Source organism: Rothia sp. L_38 (assembly GCF_050689125.1).
Lineage (GTDB): Bacteria > Actinomycetota > Actinomycetes > Actinomycetales > Micrococcaceae > Rothia.
In genome coordinates this window covers 1-1487 of record NZ_JBOEQD010000031.1, presented here as the reverse complement: position 1 = coordinate 1487, position 1487 = coordinate 1, and the positions used below count along the sequence as shown (strand labels likewise).

Here is a 1487-nt window from a genome sequence, read left to right as displayed (position 1 = left end):
GCGTGGCTCAACCAATATGTTGAAGCTCCTTAGAAAGGAGGTGATCCAGCCGCACCTTCCGGTACGGCTACCTTGTTACGACTTAGTCCCAATCGCCAATCCCACCTTCGACGACTCCCTCCCAAACGGGTTAGGCCATCGGCTTCGGGTGTTACCAACTTTCGTGACTTGACGGGCGGTGTGTACAAGGCCCGGGAACGTATTCACCGCAGCGTTGCTGATCTGCGATTACTAGCGACTCCGACTTCATGGGGTCGAGTTGCAGACCCCAATCCGAACTGAGACCGGCTTTTTGGGATTAGCTCAACCTCACAGTATCGCAACCCTTTGTACCGGCCATTGTAGCATGCGTGAAGCCCAAGACATAAGGGGCATGATGATTTGACGTCATCCCCACCTTCCTCCGAGTTGACCCCGGCAGTCTCCTATGAGTCCCCACCATTACGTGCTGGCAACATAGAACGAGGGTTGCGCTCGTTGCGGGACTTAACCCAACATCTCACGACACGAGCTGACGACAACCATGCACCACCTGTATACCAGCCCCGAAGGGAAACTCTATCTCTAGAGCGGTCCAGTATATGTCAAGCCTTGGTAAGGTTCTTCGCGTTGCATCGAATTAATCCGCATGCTCCGCCGCTTGTGCGGGCCCCCGTCAATTTCTTTGAGTTTTAGCCTTGCGGCCGTACTCCCCAGGCGGGGCACTTAATGCGTTAGCTACGGCGCGGAAAACGTGGAATGTCCCCCACACCTAGTGCCCAACGTTTACGGCATGGACTACCAGGGTATCTAATCCTGTTTGCTCCCCATGCTTTCGCTTCTCAGCGTCAGTTACAGCCCAGAGACCTGCCTTCGCCATTGGTGTTCCTCCTGATATCTGCGCATTTCACCGCTACACCAGGAATTCCAGTCTCCCCTACTGCACTCTAGTTAGCCCGTACCCACTGCAAACCCGGGGTTAAGCCCCGGGCTTTCACAGCAGACGCGACAAACCGCCTACAAGCTCTTTACGCCCAATAATTCCGGACAACGCTCGCGCCCTACGTATTACCGCGGCTGCTGGCACGTAGTTAGCCGGCGCTTCTTCTGCAGGTACCGTCACTTTCGCTTCTTCCCTGCTGAAAGAGGTTTACAACCCGAAGGCCGTCATCCCTCACGCGGCGTCGCTGCATCAGGCTTGCGCCCATTGTGCAATATTCCCCACTGCTGCCTCCCGTAGGAGTCTGGGCCGTGTCTCAGTCCCAGTGTGGCCGGTCACCCTCTCAGGCCGGCTACCCGTCGTCGCCTTGGTGAGCCGTTACCTCACCAACAAGCTGATAGGCCGTGAGCCCATCTAAAACCAGTACATATCCCTTTCCACCAGCATCCCATGCGGGAACTGGTCGTATCCGGTATTAGACCTCGTTTCCAAGGCTTATCCCAGAGTTAAAGGCAGGTTACTCACGTATTACTCACCCGTTCGCCACTAATCCACCCAGCAAGCTGGG

General features: G+C 55.8%; 1 rRNA gene. It reads right to left on the bottom strand.

The features are described from left to right. Window positions 1-33: 33 nt before the first annotated feature. A 16S ribosomal RNA gene (locus ACRCJM_RS11955) occupies window positions 34-1487 on the bottom strand; the annotation flags it as partial.